This window comes from Caulobacter sp. DMC95, assembly GCF_056313785.1.
On the sequence record NZ_JBQUZP010000005.1, the window covers coordinates 330414 to 343080 of the forward strand.

Below are 12667 nucleotides of genomic sequence, written 5' to 3' on the forward strand. Positions count from 1 at the left end.
TCATCCCGCGCTTTATGCGCGGGTGGGCGACGGAATGAAGTTCTGGAATGGGTGGGGCTGTGGACCAAATCCTCCCCCTAGCGGGGGAGGTGTCGGCGAAGCCGACGGAGGGGGAAGAAGCCAGCTCGGTAGCACCTCCCCCTCCGGCCTTCGGCCTCCTCCCCCTCTGGGGGGAGGATTTTCCAAGCGTCCCCCTCGGGTCGGAAGCGGGCCCAAGCCCCTGCCCAGAAACCAGACCCCGCCCCAAAGGGAAACTTGCACAACAAGACTGACTAGCCGTACACTCCGCCCAAAATCGGAGGATCCCCCCATGAAAGTCGAACGCCTGCCGCCCGTGCGGACCTCGCTGGGGCCGACCAACCATCCCTACATGACCGGCCCTTGGACGCCGCAGCATGAGGAGGTCAACGCCTGGGACCTGGAGGTGCTGGAAGGCGCGATCCCGGCCGACCTGGACGGCGTCTATCTGCGCAACACAGAAAACCCGGTGCACGACCCGGTCGGCCGCTATCACCCGTTCGACGGCGACGGGATGATCCACCAGATCGAGTTCAAGGGCGGGCAGGCTACCTATCGCAACCGCTTCGTCCGCACCCGCTGCTTCGAGGCCGAGCAGGAAGTGAATGAGGGCCTGTGGGGCGGGCTGATGGACGGTCCTGGCGTCTCCAAGCGTCCAGGCTTTGGCGCCCACGGGTCCTTGAAGGACAGCGCCAGCACCGACATCGTCGTCCATAACGGCGAGGCGATCGCGACCTTCTACCAGTGCGGCGAGGCCTACCGGCTGGACCCGCTGACCCTGGAGAACCTGGGCGTGGCCAGCTGGGCGCCGCTGGAAGGCGTCTCGGCCCACCCGAAGGTCGACGAGGCCACCGGCGAGCTGATGTTCTTCAACTACTCCAAGGCCTGGCCCTACATGCACTATGGCGTGGTCGACGCCGACGGGAAGCGCAAGGTCTATCAGGGCGTGCCGCTGCCCGGTCCGCGCCTGCCGCACGACATGGCGTTCTCGTCCAAATACGCGATCCTCAACGACCTGCCGGTGTTCTGGGACCAGGAGCTGATGGCCCGCGACATCCATGCGGTGCGCCTGCACAAGGGCGTCCCCAGCCGCTTTGCGCTGGTGCCGCGCGAGGGCGGCGAGCCCCGCTGGTTCGAGGCTGAGCCGACCTATGTGCTGCACTGGCTGAATGCGTACGAAGACGGCGACGAGGTGGTGCTGGACGGCTACTTCCAGGAAAAGCCGATCCCGCGCCCGCTTGAGGGCGCGCCCGACGGCCACGGCCACCTGATGGCCTATCTGGACGAACACAGCTTCCTGCCGAAGCTGCACCGCTGGCGCTTCAATCTGAAGACCGGCGAGACGACCGAAAAGCACCTGGACGATCGGGTGCTGGAGTTCGGCATGTTCAACCAGAAATACGCTGGCAAGCCCTATCGCTACGCCTATTCCACCACCGCCAAGCCGGGCTGGTTCCTGTTCAACGGCTTCGTCAAGCACGACCTGGAAACCGGCGAAAGCTGGTCGCTCACCCTGCCCGAGGGCCGCTACGCCAGCGAGGCGCCGTTCGCGCCCAAGGTCGGCGCGGTCGACGAGGACGACGGCTATCTGGTCAGCTTCATCATCGACGAAAACAAGGGGACCTCCGAGTGCCTGATCGTCGACGCCAAGCGCTTCGAGGTCGTCTGCCGCATCGCCCTGCCCCACAAGCTGAGCAGCGGCACCCACAGCGTCTGGGCGGGTCGCGAGATGCTGCGGGGGTGACAGAACGGCGCCGACCGTAGCAGTCTCCCCGAACGGTCACGCTCGGGGAGAAGCGCGCGATGTGGGTCAATGTCCTTGTGATGGCGCTGCAGGCGGCGACGCTGGCCACGCCTGTCAAGAACATCCCGCCGCCGCTGACCAACGGCGTCTACGTCTCCGACACCTGCGAGGGCGAGAGCTGCTCGCTGTGGGGCAAGATGCAGTGGATGCGCAAGGCGTCGATCTATGATCGCCCCGCGCCCAATGCGCGCCGCATTGGCGCGTTGAAGGCCGGCGAATGGGCCGAGGGCGTTGATCTGCAGGTCCACCGCGTCGCCGTGCGGGGCGTCGTCATCGACCCGCAGACCCAGAGCGCCGTCCTGGCCAAGGGCGACGTCGTCTACAACATCCACTATGACGGCGAGGGCTTCAGCACGCTGTGGCGATCGGGGCAGTCTGTCGAATGGGCCGACCCAACTTTTGAACCGGGTTACGCCCTCATCGCCTGGGACCCGAAGCCGCCCGGCGCGCCCGCGACCGTCAACTGGGTCAAGGTCAAGCGCGCCTCAGGCCAGACGGGCTGGGTGCGTGACCTTGGCGCCGTCCGCTGCTCGGGCCTGCAAGACCGCGACGAGGACTGCCCGCCGCTGCCGTGAGACACCAACAGGGTTAATCGGCGATTTACCCTGTTGGGCTAGCCTTCCGTCATGCGTCGCGCTCCGCTGGCCCTGATGATCCTGGCGATCGCCGGCTCCGCCCTGGCGGGTCCGACGACCAACGCGCCCACGTCGAAATCCAAGCCCGCTCCGGCGGCCCAATCGCCGATCGCGCCGCCAAGTTTCGTGCTTCCCCCGCCGATCCCCTTGGCCGTGGGCCGCCCCGGCGGTGACGTGCAGCAGTGCAAGACCACCTGCTCCCGGACGCTCTATTTCTGCCATTCGACTGGCGACGACGACAGTTGCGGCGGCCGCTGGGCCCAGTGCAACGCCGCCTGCACGGCGACCTATTCCCCCGCGCGGTTCGGGCGGTAGGACGCAAAAGCGCCCCCTTCCCCAACGGCCGCTTGCCGCATCGGATAACGCTGATACGCTCACCTGAACAACGATAAGTCAGGAGGGTGGAATGTCCGCGAAACTTCCCAAGGCGTGCGTCATCGGCGCGGGCTGCAGCGGCTTCACCACCATCAAACGGCTCAAGGACTACGGGATCCCGTACGACTGCTTTGAGATATCCGACGAGATCGGGGGCAACTGGTACTACAAGAACCCCAACGGCCTATCGGCCTGCTACGAGAGCCTGCATATCGACACCAGCAAGTGGCGGCTGGCGTTCGAGGACTTCCCCGTGCCGAAGGACTGGCCGGACTTTCCTCATCACGCGCAGCTCTTTCAGTATTTCAAGGACTATGTCGATCACTTCGGCCTGCGTCCGACGATAACCTTCAACACCAAGGTCGAGAGCGCCAAGCGCACCGCCGACGGCCTGTGGGCGGTGACGCTGGCGAGCGGCGAGACTCGGCTATACGACGTCTTGTTCGTCTGCAACGGCCACCACTGGGACCCGCGCGTGCCGGAATATCCAGGCGAGTTCGACGGCCCGGCCTTCCACGCCCACGCCTATTGCGATCCGTTCGACCCCGTCGACATGCGCGGCAAGAACGTGGTGGTGGTCGGCATGGGCAACTCGGCCATGGACATCGCCAGCGAGCTCTCCCAACGGCCGATCGCCAAGAACCTCTGGGTCTCGGCCCGGCGCGGGGTCTGGGTGTTCCCCAAATATCTGAACGGCAAGCCCGCCGACAAATCCGCCCTGCCCGCCTGGGTGCCGCGCAAGCTGGGCGTGGCCCTGTCGCGTTCGGTGCTGAAAAAGACCATCGGCCGGATGGAGGACTACGGTCTGCCCAAGCCCGACCACGAGCCGTTGGAGGCCCACCCGTCAGTCTCGGGTGAGTTCCTGACCCGCGCCGGCTGCGGCGACATCAAGTTCAAGCCGGCGATCAAGGCGCTGGAAGGCAGATACGTGCGCTTCGCCGACGACAGCGTCGAACAGGTGGACGCCATCATCTTCGCCACCGGCTACAAGATCAGCTTCCCGTTCTTCGACGACCCGGCCCTGCTGCCCGACGCTGATCACCGCCTGCCGCTGTTCAAGCGGATGATGAAGCCGGAGATCCCCAACCTCTTCTATATGGGCTTGGCCCAGCCCCTGCCGACCCTGGTGAACTTCGCCGAACAGCAGGCCAAGCTGGCGGCGGCCTATCTGACCGGAAAGTACGCCCCGCCGCCGCCCGCCGAGATGGCCCGCATCACGGCCAAGGACGAGCATCGCCACACTGGCCATTTCTATGACTCGGCGCGGCACACCATCCAAGTCGACTTCAACGTCTATTGCGCCGACCTGAAGAAGGAGATCGCCAAGGGCGAGGCCCGAGCTCGAAGCGCGGGCGGTAAACTGCCGGTGCCGGCGCGGGCGGAGGGCCAGGTCTTGGCCGCTGAATAAGAAAGGTGTCATCCCGGAAGCGCGCAGCGCTATCCGGGACCCAGGGGCCAGCGCACTGCGGCTGCCCTGGGTCCCGGCTCTCCGCTACGCTGCGGCCGGGATGACACGCTGAAAGATGGACTCCCCCATGCCCAAGATCACCTTCGACAAGGACACCCGCGCCAAGCTGGTCGGCGGTCTCTCCGACTACCTACGGACGGAGCTTGATCTGGAGGTGAAAGGCTTCGACGCCGAGTTCCTGCTGGACTTCGTCAGCGAACGGCTGGGCCCCTACTATTACAACCAGGGCCTCCACGACGCCGCCGCCCTGTACCGCGAGAAGCTGGAGGCGATCAGCGAGGCGGTGTGGGACATCGAACAGCCGGTGAAGCCGTTGTGAGCGAAGGGGCTTGCTCGGCAAGGTGGATTGGGGCCACGATCATGACGGGGCGTCACGATCGTCCCGATCCTGAGTCGTTTTCCATGTCGAACATCGCCTATTTCCCCAAGCCCCATATCGACCAGCGACCGGGCAAGCGGGAACGCACCAAGACCGCCAATCGCCAGGCGATTCTGGACGCGGCGCGCGAGGTGTTCGGCGAACTGGGCTACGACGCCGCCACGGTGCGCGACATCATCCGCCGCACGGGCTTAGCCTCAGGCACCTTCTACAACTACTACAAGTCCAAGGAAGAGGTGTTCGACGCCTTGGCCGACGACGGCGCGCGGCGTTTCCGGCCGCTGCTGCGGGCCGAGTCCGAAAAGGCAACCGACTTTGAGTCGTTCCTGCGCGGCGCGATCCTCGCCTACTTCAACTTTGTGGCCATCGAGCAGGAGGCCTGGCGCCTGGATCGGCCGCCGGGCGAGCCGCTGCCGCACGCTCGCTCGACGCCCGAGATGGTCGCCGTTTTCGACGAGGTCCGGGAAGCTTTCGCCCGCGTGTTGGCGCGCGAGCACACGCCATCCGTTGATCTCGACTACCTGACCGCCGCCTGCATCGCCGTGGCCCGCGAGATTGGCGACAAGATGCTGGAGCGTCGTCCCGTCGACACCGAGAGCGCGGCCGACTTCGCCGTTCACCTGATCCTGGGCGGTCTTCCCGCTCTGCCGAGACTCTAGCCGCAACGACAACAAAGCCACCAACGCGTGGGGGGAAAACCATGGCATCCGACGCCGCCCAGAAGACGATCCTGAAACTGATCCTGTCCCTGCCCAGCCCTATCCTGCGGGCGATGTCCGGCGGCGGGGTCGTCTACAAGGGCGGGCGCACCCTGGACCCGCGCTTCCAGTTCTTCGCCAACGCGGCCAAGAAGCTGCCGCCGATGACCAGCCTCTCGCCGGCCGAGGCCGTGGCCGGCAGCGCCAAGGGCCTGGCCGCCGTCCAGGGCCCGCTGGAGCCCGGCGTGCGCACCGAGAGCCTGTCGATCGAAGGCCCCAATGGCCCGATCCCCTGCCGCGCCTATCGCCCGCCCCAGACGGACGCGAAGGCCCCGCTGATCGTCTACGCCCACATGGGCGGCGGCGTGATCGGCGACCTGGAGACCTGCCACGCCTTCTGCTCGATCCTGTCCAGCATCTGCAGCACCACAGTGATCTCGGTCGACTACCGCCTGGCGCCGGACCACAAGTTCCCGGCGGGCCTGGAGGACGTGCTGGCCGCCTATCGTTGGGCGCGCGACAACACCGCGCGCTTCGGCGCGGCGGCCGTTCCGCCGGCCATCGGCGGCGACAGCATGGGCGGCAACTTCTCGGCCATCGTCGCCCAGGAGATGATGCGCAAGGGCGAGCCGCAGCCGGCCGTCCAGATCCTGATTTATCCCGCCGTGGACGTCGCCAGCGAAACCGCGTCGATGACCACCTACGCCGACGCCTATCCGCTGACCCGCGCGACCATGGACTGGTTCATGGGCCACTATATCGGCGCCGACGCCGACCCGGCCGATCCGCGCCTGTCGCCGGACAAGACCGCCGACCTTACCGGCCTGGCCCCCGCCGTGGTCGCCACCGCCGGCTTCGACCCGCTGGTCGACCAGGGCGAGGGCTACGCCAAGCGTCTCAAGGCCGCCGGCGTGCCGGTCAGCTACCGCTGCTACGACAGCCTGGCGCACGGCTTCACCGCCTTCACCGGCGCGATCCCCGCCGCCGACGACGCCTGCCGCGAGATCGCCTGGCTGGTGCGCGAGATGTTCGAGCAGCGGACGCTGTGATGCGCGCCCTCGTCGTCGAGGAGCTCGCCCCGAACTACGCCGGCTGCGCGATCCGCGAGGTCGCGACGCCGACGCCGGGACCCGGCGAGGCGCTGGTCCGTGTGCGCGCCGCCAGCGTCAACTTCCCCGATCTCTTGATGACGCGCGGCGAGTATCAGCTCAAACCGCCCCTGCCCTTCACACCGGGCCTGGATCTGGCCGGCGAGGTCGTGGCGCTGGGCGAAGGCGTGACGGGCCTCACGATCGGCGACGCCGTGGTCGGCGGCGCGCGGCTGGGCGGTTTCGCCGAGTACGCAGTGCTGTCGGCCAGCGCGCTGAAGCCCAAGCCTGCGCGGCTGTCCTTCGCTGAAGCCGCCGCCTATGGCGCGGCCTATCTCACCGCCTATGTCGCCCTGGTGCGGCGCGCGCGGATCGAGCCCGGCGAATGGGTGCTGGTGCACGGCGCGGCCGGCGGGGTGGGTCTGGCGGCCGTGGACCTGGCCAAGGCCCTGGGCGCACGGGTGATCGCCGCCTCGGCCTCCGACACCAAGCTCGAGCAGGTGAAGGCCCTCTACGCCCCCGATGCGACCGTGAACGTCACCCAGGGCTTCCGCGAGCAGGTAAAGGCCATCACGGGCGGCCACGGCGCGGACGTGATCTATGACCCCGTCGGCGGCGACGTCTTCGACGAGAGCGTGCGCTGCATCGCCTTCGACGGGCGACTGCTGGTGATTGGCTTCACCTCGGGGCGGATCCCCAACGTCTCGGTCAATATGCCGCTGATCAAGGGCTTTTCGGTCATGGGCGTGCGCGCCGGCGAATACGGTCGCCAGTTCCCCCAGAAGGGCCGCGACAACGCCGAGGCGATCTGGACGATGGCCAATACTGGCGTGATCCGACCGCATGTCCATGCCGAGCTGCCGCTGGAGCGCTGGCGCGAGGCGTTCGACCTGCTGGCCGAGCGCAAGGTGGTGGGCAAGGCGGTGATCGTTCCTTAGCCCCCTCCCTCTGACCTCCCCGGCGAACGCCGGGGTCCAGATCGAACCCACATGTGTTGGACGGTTGAAACGGCCGCATCTCGGATCATTCCAAAACACCCGGATGGATCTGGGCCCCGGCATTCGCCGGGGAGATCGGGTGGTGAGGGGTTTAGTCGGAGTTCCCCTAACCCCTTCAACCGACTCAGGTTGACATCCCCGCGACGTTCTTTTATCCACCGCGCCTCACTCGCGAGCCACCCGGCCCGCGTTCAACGTTTTTTATTCGGAGCCACGTCGTGAAGCGCACCTTCCAGCCGTCGAAGCTCGTGCGTGCCCGCCGTCACGGCTACCGCGCGCGTATGGCCACCAAGAACGGCCAAAAGGTCGTCGCGCGTCGCCGCGCCAAGGGCCGCAAGCGCCTGACCGCCTAATTCTCTTTCCTCCCTCGGGAGGCGAGACGATGATCAAAGCCGCCTTTTCCACAGACCTGTCCTCAGGTTCTCGCCGGAAAGGCGGCTTTTTTCATGGCTGAAACCCCGCAGACCCTGAAGTTCGAGCGGTTGCGCAAGCGCCCCGACTTCCTGCTGGCCGCCAAGGCCCCGGCCTTGTCACGCGGCGCGGTGTTCATCCAGATGCGTCCGCGCGCCGACGGCGATCCCACGGTACGGGTCGGCTTCACCGCAACCAAGAAGATCGGCGGCGCCGTCGAACGCAACCGCGCCAAGCGCCGCCTGCGCGAGGCCGCCCGGCTGGTCCTGCCCCTTCATGCGCGCCCCTCGCATGACTATGTGTTTATCGCCCGAGGGGGCACGGGCGCACGCGAATGGGCGCGTTTGCTTGACGATGTCAAAACCGCGCTGATAAGCCTCGCCGCCGACCAAGATCGCGGGGGACCCAAGGTTTCCCGGCGTTCGAACGGCGCTCAAGACGACGCCGCCTCTTCCTCTCAACCCGATCCCACAGTTTCCGGTTAAGCGCTCCATGCAGAACGACAACAAAAACACGCTGATGTTCATCGTCAGCGCGTTCGCGATCCTGATCGGGTACCAGTTCTTCGTCCTGGGTCCGCAGCAGAAGAAGGCTGAGGCCGAGTTCCGCGCCAAGAAGGCCGCCGAACAGCAGTCGGCCGCCAAGGCCGGCGTGACCCTGGACGCCAACGGCAATCCCGCCCCGCTGCGCCTGTCGCGCGACGCCGCCAAGGCCCTGAGCCCGCGGATCACCGTCGACACGCCCTCGCTGTCGGGCTCGATCGCCCTGAAGGGCGCGCGTATCGACGACCTGTTCCTGCGCAAGTACGACGAAACCACCAAGAAGGACTCGCCGCCGGTCGAGCTGTTCCGCCCCGAGGGCGCAGAGCACGCCTGGTTCGCCGATTTCGGCTGGGCCGGCGCCAACCTGCCGGGCCTGCCCGACAGCCGCACCGTCTGGACCGCTGCGCCAGGTCAGGTGCTGCGTCCCAATTCGCCGGTGACGCTGACCTATGACAACGGCCAGGGCCTGACCTTCACGCGGGTGATCTCCGTCGACGACCAGGCGATGTTCACCGTCTCCGACAGCGTCAAGAACAACGGGACCAACGGCCTGCAACTGGCCCCCTACGCCACGGTCCAGCGCCAGGGCGTCCACGACAGCCTGGGCAAGAACCAGATCGTCCACGAGGGCGCGATCGGCGTGCTGGGCGGGGTCGACGACCAGAAGCTGGAGATGGCCAAGTACGGCAAGTGGAAGAAGGACAAGCCGCTGCAGTCCTTCGACTCGGTCGGCGGCTGGACGGGCATCACCGACAAGTACTGGCTGGCCGCCCTGATCCCGGGCCAGGACCAGGCGATCAAGGCCCAGTACCGCGTGACCAACGTGGCGGGCACCGACGTCTATGACGTCAACTTCCTGGGCCCGGTCCAGGTGCTGAACCCCGGCGCCACCGTCAGCCAGACCACCCGCCTGTTCGCCGGCGCCAAGACCGTGCCGCTGCTGCGCAAGTACGAGTATGGCGCCAATCCTGCGCCCGCGATCTGGGAGTTCTGGAACAAGACCAAGGCGGAAATCCCGCGCTTCGACGACGCCGTCGACTGGGGCATGTTCCGCTTCTTCACGCGCCCGATCTTCAACATCCTGGAGATCTTCTACCACCTGGTCGGCAACTTCGGCCTGGCCATCATGCTGCTGACCGTCGTGCTCAAGCTCGTCCTCTATCCGATGGCCGACAAGAGCTACGAGTCGATGGCCAAGATGAAGAAGATCGCGCCCGAGGTCGAAAAGCTGAAGGCCAAGCACAAGGACGATCCGGCCAAGCAGCAGCAGGAGATGATGGCGCTGTATCAGAAGGAAAAGATCAATCCGATGATGGGTTGTCTGCCGATGCTGATCCAGATCCCGGTCTTCTACTCGCTGTACAAGGTGTTGACCGTCACTATTGAAATGCGTCACGCGCCGTTCTTCGGCTGGATCCAGGACCTGTCGGCGCCAGATCCGACGACGATCTTCAACCTGTTCGGCCTGATCCCCTGGGATCCGGGTTCGCTGCCGCTGGTCGGCGCGATGATCGCCCACCTCGGCGTGTGGCCTCTGCTGTACGGCTTCACCATGTGGCTGACCACGGCGATGAACCCGCCGGCCGGCGACCCCATCCAGCAGAAGATCTTCCAGTGGTTCCCGGTGATCTTCACCTTCACCCTGTCGGGCTTCGCCGTGGGTCTGGTGATCTACTGGTGCTGGTCGAACGTCCTGACCATCGTCCAGCAGTACATCATCATGCGCCGCTACAAGGTCGAGAACCCGATCGACAAGATCATCGCTCGCCTGCAGGGCAAGACGGCTGGCGCGACCTGATGAGCGAGGACCAGAAGCTCCCCAAGGAACCGCCGGTCCTTCTGCCGGGCGCGGCCGATTTCACGGACGAGCAGATCGAGACGGCGCGCGTGTTCTTCGCCCAGCCGGTCTCGTTCATCATGGGGGCGGTGCGCATGGACGCCATGCCGCCGTCCGACCTGCCGGAGGTGGCCTTCGCCGGCCGCTCGAACGTCGGCAAGTCCAGCCTGATCAACGGCCTGGTGAACCAGAAGTACCTAGCCCGCGCCTCGAACGAGCCGGGCCGCACGCGGGAGATCAACTTCTTCCTGCTGGCCGAGAAGGTGCGGCTGGTCGACCTGCCCGGCTATGGCTTCGCGCGGGTCTCGCGCTCAGTCGCCGACAAGTTCCAGGACCTGGGCCGCGCCTACCTGCGCGGTCGCCCGAACCTCAAGCGCGTCTATGTCCTGATCGACGCCCGCCATGGCCTCAAGAAGGTCGACCTGGAGGCGCTGGACGCCCTGGACGTGGCGGCGGTGTCCTACCAGATCGTCCTGACCAAGGCCGACAAGATCAAGCCGGCCGAGGTCGACAAGGTCGTGGCCGAGACCACCAAGGCCATCGCCAAGCGCGCCGCGGCCTTCCCGCGCGTGCTGGCTACGTCGTCGGAGAAGGGCTTGGGCATGCCGGAACTGCGCGCCGAGATCGTGCGGCTGTGTATCGAGGAGTGATCTAGGCCTCACCTCCCAACGTGATGTCATCCCGGAAGCCTCACAGAGGCTATCCGGGACCCAGGGGGTGAAGGAACGCAGTGCGCACCGCCCCTGGGTCCCGGCTCTCCCACCGGCTTTCGCCGGTGCTCGGCCGGGATGACACATGTTTTGAGACGTCATCCGATCCAAACAGCTTTACTGTCGTCAATTAACCCCACGCTAGGGTTCCCCCGCCAGAACCCCCGCCTTCCTGTTTCCTAGAAAAGTCCGCCCGCCATGAACCGCCACGACCTCAAGACCTGGCCCAAGTACTTCGCCGCCGTCCGTTCCGGCCAGAAGCGCTTCGAGATCCGCCGCAACGATCGCGAGTTCGCGGTGGGCGACATCCTGGTCCTGCGCGAATTCGACCCCGCCACCGACACCTATACCGGCCAGTCGGAAGAGCGGCAGATCACCTTCCTGCTGTCGGAAGAAGACTATGGCGGCGTCATCCACGGCTTCGTGGCGATCGGCTTCGGCGACGTCCCGACCCACCCGACCGCGCCGGCCGAAGGCGCGCTGACCGCCAAGGACCTGGCCACCTGGCACGAGACCGCCTCGGCTAACGCCTCGCTGCGCGCCCAGGAGGCCCGCAAGGTTTCCGAGAGCTACGCCAAGAACAACATGAGCGTGGCGGCCGATCGCCACGGCGCGGTGGCCGACGCCGCCGAGGCCGAGGCCAGCTTCCACGCCCAGGCGGCGCGGATCGTCAGCCAGGGTTGAGGGCAAAAGAAAAAGGCCGCCTGGGCGAACCCGGCGGCCTTTTTCTTTTGCGATGTCTCGAACCGATCAGGCCGCTTCGCTGACCTGAGCGGGGAACACGTCGTCCATGCGCAGATAGGTGATCAGGCGGTTTTCCATCGAGATGATCGCCTGGATGTAGCGCAGCTCCTCGACGCCGACGTCCGGAGCCGGCTGCAGGCTCTCGCGCGGCACGGTGAAGGTTTCCGACACCGCGTCCACCAGGATGCCGGCCAGGCGGTCGCGGCACTCGACGACGACGATCACGTGGCGGGTCTCGGGGATGGTGACCCCCAGGCCCAGGCGATTGCGCAGGTCGATGACCGGCATGATCGCGCCGCGAAGATTGATGACGCCGCGCATGTAGTTGGGCGCGTGCGGGATTGGGGTGGCCGGCGTCCAGCCACGGATTTCCCGCACCGTCTTCACGTCGATGCAGAACTCCTGCTCGCCAATGCAGAACGAGATCAGTTCCAGAGCGGGCGCGGTGTTGTCGGTCATGACGAGTCCCCGATTCGAGTAACGCGACCCGGAGCGGCGATCGACGCGCTCTGGGCCTATGCCACAAGACCCCACATCGCGTTTAACAACCGTTAATTGGTGAACGAAGGGGGCGCGCTCGAATGTCGCGCCCCCTCAATTCGGGTCAGGAAGACCAGGCCTCAGGCCTCGTCCAGGCCCTCATCGCCGTCGTCGGCGAGGCCGAACTCGTACCACATGCCGTTCAGGACGCCGAAGGCGACGGCCAGGCCCAGGCCCAGGATCCAAGCGAAGTACCACATCGGTTCGTCTCCTTAGAGCCTGTCGAGTTTAGATGGTTCCATCTAAACTCGATAAACAGGCTCGAAAATCAAACACTTGGAGCCCTTTAGCTTTAGATGGTTCCCTCTAAAGCTAAAGGGCTCCTTCGGATCAGTAGAGGTCGGGATTGACGGCCAGGGCGGCCGTGGTGCTGCGGCCCCAGAGGACCTTGTAGACCCAGGCGGTGTAGGCCAGCACGAT

The 12667-nt window shown here is 66.1% G+C and carries 15 protein-coding genes and 2 pseudogenes; 14 read left to right on the plus strand and 3 right to left on the minus strand.

Annotation, left to right across the window (positions count from 1 at the left end; translation table 11 throughout):
* Positions 1–238 precede the first annotated feature (238 nt).
* The 14 genes and pseudogenes from ACT53N_RS14285 to ACT53N_RS14350 form a co-directional block, all read left to right on the plus strand.
* Positions 239–314 (plus strand): annotated as a pseudogene (locus tag ACT53N_RS14285) (hypothetical protein); the annotation flags it as partial.
* On the plus strand, positions 311–1762 hold the full coding sequence (locus ACT53N_RS14290; protein WP_476064513.1) for a carotenoid oxygenase family protein: 1452 nt from the start codon (positions 311–313) through the stop codon (positions 1760–1762). The pseudogene ACT53N_RS14285 and the gene ACT53N_RS14290, both read left to right, overlap by 4 nt.
* 59 nt (positions 1763–1821) lie before the next feature.
* Positions 1822–2397 (plus strand): hypothetical protein, encoded by a 576-nt coding sequence (locus tag ACT53N_RS14295; RefSeq protein WP_476064514.1) that lies wholly within the window; start codon positions 1822–1824, stop codon positions 2395–2397.
* A 51-nt stretch (positions 2398–2448) separates the two neighbouring features.
* Positions 2449–2772: a hypothetical protein gene (locus ACT53N_RS14300; protein ID WP_476064515.1), complete on the plus strand. Its 324-nt coding sequence runs from the start codon at positions 2449–2451 to the stop codon at positions 2770–2772.
* A gap of 91 nt (positions 2773–2863) precedes the next feature.
* A complete protein-coding gene (locus ACT53N_RS14305; RefSeq protein ID WP_476064516.1) occupies positions 2864–4240 on the plus strand; it encodes a flavin-containing monooxygenase in 1377 nt (458 codons plus the stop codon).
* A gap of 127 nt (positions 4241–4367) precedes the next feature.
* Positions 4368–4619 carry a DUF2164 domain-containing protein gene (locus ACT53N_RS14310; protein ID WP_476064517.1) on the plus strand — a complete coding sequence of 84 codons (252 nt, stop codon included), beginning with the start codon at positions 4368–4370 and terminating at the stop codon, positions 4617–4619.
* 83 nt (positions 4620–4702) lie between these two features.
* Entirely contained in the window at positions 4703–5338 is a 636-nt protein-coding gene (locus ACT53N_RS14315) for a TetR/AcrR family transcriptional regulator (RefSeq protein WP_476064518.1), read from the plus strand.
* A gap of 29 nt (positions 5339–5367) precedes the next feature.
* A pseudogene (locus ACT53N_RS14320) lies at positions 5368–6426 on the plus strand (alpha/beta hydrolase); the annotation flags it as partial.
* Positions 6426–7403, plus strand: a complete 978-nt coding sequence (locus tag ACT53N_RS14325; protein WP_476064519.1) for an NADPH:quinone oxidoreductase family protein — start codon at positions 6426–6428, stop codon at positions 7401–7403. The pseudogene ACT53N_RS14320 and the gene ACT53N_RS14325, both read left to right, overlap by 1 nt.
* A gap of 278 nt (positions 7404–7681) precedes the next feature.
* A complete protein-coding gene (gene rpmH / locus ACT53N_RS14330) occupies positions 7682–7816 on the plus strand; it encodes a 50S ribosomal protein L34 (protein ID WP_004622337.1) in 135 nt (44 codons plus the stop codon).
* A gap of 93 nt (positions 7817–7909) precedes the next feature.
* Positions 7910–8359 carry a ribonuclease P protein component gene (rnpA, locus tag ACT53N_RS14335; protein WP_476064520.1) on the plus strand — a complete coding sequence of 150 codons (450 nt, stop codon included), beginning with the start codon at positions 7910–7912 and terminating at the stop codon, positions 8357–8359.
* Between the two features lie 7 nt (positions 8360–8366).
* Positions 8367–10214, plus strand: coding sequence for a membrane protein insertase YidC (yidC, locus tag ACT53N_RS14340; protein WP_476064521.1), 1848 nt, complete (start codon positions 8367–8369; stop codon positions 10212–10214).
* A complete protein-coding gene (gene yihA, locus ACT53N_RS14345; protein WP_476064522.1) occupies positions 10214–10903 on the plus strand; it encodes a ribosome biogenesis GTP-binding protein YihA/YsxC in 690 nt (229 codons plus the stop codon). Before yidC ends, yihA begins: the two co-directional genes overlap by 1 nt.
* Positions 10904–11161: 258 nt before the next feature.
* Positions 11162–11647, plus strand: coding sequence for an ASCH/PUA domain-containing protein (locus tag ACT53N_RS14350; protein ID WP_476064523.1), 486 nt, complete (start codon positions 11162–11164; stop codon positions 11645–11647).
* Positions 11648–11713: 66 nt separating this feature from the next.
* Here ACT53N_RS14350 and ACT53N_RS14355 read toward each other — a convergent pair whose 3' ends face one another.
* From ACT53N_RS14355 to ACT53N_RS14365, 3 genes are all read right to left on the minus strand, one after another.
* Positions 11714–12166, minus strand: a complete 453-nt coding sequence (locus tag ACT53N_RS14355; protein WP_096053661.1) for a chemotaxis protein CheW — start codon at positions 12164–12166, stop codon at positions 11714–11716.
* A gap of 161 nt (positions 12167–12327) precedes the next feature.
* Positions 12328–12447: a cytochrome bd-I oxidase subunit CydX gene (gene cydX / locus ACT53N_RS14360; protein WP_096053660.1), complete on the minus strand. Its 120-nt coding sequence runs from the start codon at positions 12445–12447 to the stop codon at positions 12328–12330.
* Between the two features lie 130 nt (positions 12448–12577).
* On the minus strand, positions 12578–12667 hold a 90-nt coding region (locus tag ACT53N_RS14365), incomplete at its 5' end, for a hypothetical protein (RefSeq protein WP_476064534.1).

What these genes read in the sequence shown, in the direction of transcription:
- ACT53N_RS14290 (WP_476064513.1), top strand. Translation starts at nt 311, where the DNA reads ATGAAAGTCGAACGCCTGCCGCCCGTGCGGACCTCGCTGGGGCCGACC.
- ACT53N_RS14295 (WP_476064514.1), top strand. Translation starts at nt 1,822, where the DNA reads ATGTGGGTCAATGTCCTTGTGATGGCGCTGCAGGCGGCGACGCTGGCC.
- ACT53N_RS14300 (WP_476064515.1), top strand. Translation starts at nt 2,449, where the DNA reads ATGCGTCGCGCTCCGCTGGCCCTGATGATCCTGGCGATCGCCGGCTCC.
- ACT53N_RS14305 (WP_476064516.1), top strand. Translation starts at nt 2,864, where the DNA reads ATGTCCGCGAAACTTCCCAAGGCGTGCGTCATCGGCGCGGGCTGCAGC.
- ACT53N_RS14310 (WP_476064517.1), top strand. Translation starts at nt 4,368, where the DNA reads ATGCCCAAGATCACCTTCGACAAGGACACCCGCGCCAAGCTGGTCGGC.
- ACT53N_RS14315 (WP_476064518.1), top strand. Translation starts at nt 4,703, where the DNA reads ATGTCGAACATCGCCTATTTCCCCAAGCCCCATATCGACCAGCGACCG.
- ACT53N_RS14325 (WP_476064519.1), top strand. Translation starts at nt 6,426, where the DNA reads ATGCGCGCCCTCGTCGTCGAGGAGCTCGCCCCGAACTACGCCGGCTGC.
- rnpA (WP_476064520.1), top strand. Translation starts at nt 7,910, where the DNA reads ATGGCTGAAACCCCGCAGACCCTGAAGTTCGAGCGGTTGCGCAAGCGC.
- yidC (WP_476064521.1), top strand. Translation starts at nt 8,367, where the DNA reads ATGCAGAACGACAACAAAAACACGCTGATGTTCATCGTCAGCGCGTTC.
- yihA (WP_476064522.1), top strand. Translation starts at nt 10,214, where the DNA reads ATGAGCGAGGACCAGAAGCTCCCCAAGGAACCGCCGGTCCTTCTGCCG.
- ACT53N_RS14350 (WP_476064523.1), top strand. Translation starts at nt 11,162, where the DNA reads ATGAACCGCCACGACCTCAAGACCTGGCCCAAGTACTTCGCCGCCGTC.
- ACT53N_RS14355 (WP_096053661.1), bottom strand. Translation starts at nt 12,166, where the DNA reads ATGACCGACAACACCGCGCCCGCTCTGGAACTGATCTCGTTCTGCATT.
- cydX (WP_096053660.1), bottom strand. Translation starts at nt 12,447, where the DNA reads ATGTGGTACTTCGCTTGGATCCTGGGCCTGGGCCTGGCCGTCGCCTTC.